The organism is Sphingobacterium sp. IITKGP-BTPF85 (assembly GCF_001006065.1).
GTDB classification, from domain to species: Bacteria; Bacteroidota; Bacteroidia; order Sphingobacteriales; family Sphingobacteriaceae; genus Sphingobacterium; species Sphingobacterium anhuiense.
The window spans coordinates 1-2,709 of record NZ_ASZT02000260.1; the positions used below are offsets into that span (position 1 = coordinate 1).

5 protein-coding genes are annotated in these 2,709 nt (G+C 32.6%); all 5 read right to left on the reverse strand.

Features of this window, described 5'->3' with window-relative positions:
- Positions 1–41: 41 nt before the first annotated feature.
- Entirely contained in the window at positions 42–449 is a 408-nt protein-coding gene (locus L950_RS24805) for a hypothetical protein (protein ID WP_021191448.1), read from the reverse strand.
- A gap of 197 nt (positions 450–646) precedes the next feature.
- The gene (locus L950_RS24810) at positions 647–1,033 is read right to left on the reverse strand and encodes a hypothetical protein (protein WP_031289190.1); all 387 of its coding nucleotides are present in this window, start codon (positions 1,031–1,033) and stop codon (positions 647–649) included.
- Positions 1,034–1,128: 95 nt separating this feature from the next.
- Entirely contained in the window at positions 1,129–1,638 is a 510-nt protein-coding gene (locus L950_RS36070; RefSeq protein WP_021191450.1) for a tetraacyldisaccharide 4'-kinase, read from the reverse strand.
- A 2-nt stretch (positions 1,639–1,640) separates the two neighbouring features.
- Positions 1,641–2,183 (reverse strand): tetraacyldisaccharide 4'-kinase, encoded by a 543-nt coding sequence (gene lpxK, locus L950_RS36075; RefSeq protein ID WP_021191451.1) that lies wholly within the window; start codon positions 2,181–2,183, stop codon positions 1,641–1,643.
- Position 2,184: 1 nt separating this feature from the next.
- Positions 2,185–2,649 carry a gliding motility lipoprotein GldH gene (locus L950_RS24820; RefSeq protein ID WP_031289192.1) on the reverse strand — a complete coding sequence of 155 codons (465 nt, stop codon included), beginning with the start codon at positions 2,647–2,649 and terminating at the stop codon, positions 2,185–2,187.
- Positions 2,650–2,709 lie beyond the last annotated feature (60 nt).

Below are 2,709 nucleotides of genomic sequence, written 5' to 3' on the forward strand. Positions count from 1 at the left end.
TTTTATCCAAATTGGATAATGTTTATGAACAAGCTCTTATACTATTGTGTTGTTTCTTCTGTATTTTCTTTTTGCTCTTCCTTGACCGGCTTAGGTGCTACTTCTGGAATAACTTTAGCAGGTCTTTCTGCCACCACTTTTTTGAATAATTCTTTTTGATCCTCTGTTAGTAATGCATCAACCTTTGCATCTGCATCAGCTTGTAATTTAGTAAATTGTTCTGTTAATACTTCTTTAGTAGCCGTAGTATCCTGCAGTAAAGCAGCCTCAGCTTTTGCCTGATCTAGCGTAATTGTATAAGCGGCAGTTTTCTGCTCGTCTGTTAAACTTAATTTTTGCGTTAATTCCGTCGTTACCTGAGTAGCTGTTTCTTCTGGACTAGCTTGTTGGGCAAATGTTAAACTGAGTGCTAATAAAAACCCGATCCCTGTTAAAAATAATTTTTTCATGACTGTTATTTTTAGTGTAAATATTCAATTCTTAAATTCTACTACTAAAACTAAAAACTACTGCTTTTTATTGTATCAAATCTGTTACTTTAACAAAATTTTAACAAAATTAACGTTTTAAATTATTGAAAATCAGTTTTTAATAAAAAAAAGGTTCAACTTCACAGTTGAACCTTTTGTCAATAATTATAATCAAATTAGTTTGATTTTTGTCTTTGTTGCCTACGTTCTAGCATTTCTTTTTGTAATGCGTCGTAAGATTTACTTTGTTCAGCATTTAAAAATGATTTGATTTTTACGTCGGTTGAAGAACGAAGAGGTTGCAATTTTTCGAAAGCTGCTTTACGGTCATCTGTATTCTTAAAAATATCTTGTTGCTTTTTGGACAGTTCCAAGCTATATACATAGATTGAATCTTTTTGATTTTGTGATAATTTTAATTGCTTATCTAATCTTTCTACCATATTTTTAGCTTGGTCTTCAGGAGATCGCTGCTGACCACCATTACGTTGTCTTTCTTGTGCCATAGCTGTTACAGCCAATAACATAAAAGCTCCCATTAAACTTGATTTTAAATTTTTCATATCATTTTATTAGTTTACTTATTTTTTATGTCAACTAGTTTAGTCGCCAATAAGAAGACAAATGATATTTAGTAAAGTTTAAGTGATGTGAAAATTTAAGATTCATTAACACTTCTGTCACAGATAGATAGAAGTTGTTGTTCAATAATATTTCGATATTCCTGATCTTCAAATGCTATTTCGATGGGAATGTAAGCTATAGGTAAGCTCTCTACTAAAGCTAAGTATTCAGGAGTACGGATTCTTTGTGCATCCTTTTCTGTAGTTATAATTAATTTAGAAGGATTTTTGATCTGATTAAACTTCTGTTTGACTGTCAATATATCATTTGATGTATAGGCATGGTGATCAGAGAAACCAAGATGCTCTATACCTTTTACAAGCCCTGTAAGGTAATCTAATAAAGGTTTTGGGTTCGCTATACCTGTAAGTAATAATACTGTCGTATTGGCGTTCATTTCAATCCTATTTGTATTCAGATATACTAGCTCACCGTAGTGTATGGAAGTGAAAAAAATATTTGAAAGACCACTTTTACGTTCTAGTTTTCTTTTAATAATTGCTTTCTCTTGAAACGTAACTGAAGCAGGAGTTTTTGTAACCATAATCAGATCTGCGCGTTAGATTCTCCCGGAAGATCTCTAAAATTACCCATGGGAAGTACAAACATGGGATTGAGGCAAGAATGATAGTCGAATAAGAGTATTGAAAATGTAGGTTTTAGCTTACGGTGCTGAAAAGCATCATCTAGAATAATAACATCATGATTATCCATTAATGTTTCAACCCCTAAGCATCTGTCTTCACAAACAGCAACTGTAATATCTGAAAATTTATTTTTGAATTGTAAAGGTTCGTCACCTACTTCATCAGCAGTTGAAGAGACGGTAACATATTTAAAACCTTTGGTTTTACGTCCATATCCCCGACTCAAGGTAGCGATACATCTTTTATCTTTAAGGATTTTAATAATAAACTCCGTCATAGGACTCTTTCCTGTACCTCCAATGGCAAGGTTGCCAACAACGATAGTCGGTATGGAATAAGTTTTAGATTTTAGTATCTGGAGGTCAAATAATCGATTTCTGATCCAGATGATAAATCCGTATAGTATTGCAAAAGGGAATAATAGTAATCGAAGAAAATTCATTTTATTTGCTCATAATATTTAATCCAACGTCACTTATTTCTACAAGCGGATTGTCGCGCATATTCTGTTCAAAAGTGAATTGGTAAATACCGGTATCTGGGAACGTATAATTTTGATGAATAAGGCTACGCTGCGTATATAAAGAACCTGCGCTTTTTCCTGTCCATTTTCCATCAGCTTCTGCTAATTTGAGCGCTTTTCTATAGCTGTATTCTTTAGTTTTGGGACCTTTTTCATGTACTAAAACAAAAAGGTTAGAATAAGGGTATTTTGCCGTGTGTCGAACATTTAACCAAAGGTCATATTTTTTAGAGATATCTGAAATATGTATGTTAAAGCTTGGTTTATCAGAATGGAGCCATTCTTTGTTGTTAATATTGACATTTTTATCAATAATGGTATTGGAATCGCAAGCACCCAATAGTATTATCATTATAAAGCCAATTAGAAACGCGTTGTTTTTCATTCTTATTTAAGTTCTATTAAAGTGCGAGAATAGCTATTCTCGCCAATTAATGCAATAACT

Bases quoted from the DNA above. Each gene is read 5' to 3' on its own strand.
- L950_RS24805 (WP_021191448.1), bottom strand. From the start codon at position 449: ATGAAAAAATTATTTTTAACAGGGATCGGGTTTTTATTAGCACTCAGT.
- L950_RS24810 (WP_031289190.1), bottom strand. From the start codon at position 1,033: ATGAAAAATTTAAAATCAAGTTTAATGGGAGCTTTTATGTTATTGGCT.
- L950_RS36070 (WP_021191450.1), bottom strand. From the start codon at position 1,638: ATGGTTACAAAAACTCCTGCTTCAGTTACGTTTCAAGAGAAAGCAATT.
- lpxK (WP_021191451.1), bottom strand. From the start codon at position 2,183: ATGAATTTTCTTCGATTACTATTATTCCCTTTTGCAATACTATACGGA.
- L950_RS24820 (WP_031289192.1), bottom strand. From the start codon at position 2,649: ATGAAAAACAACGCGTTTCTAATTGGCTTTATAATGATAATACTATTG.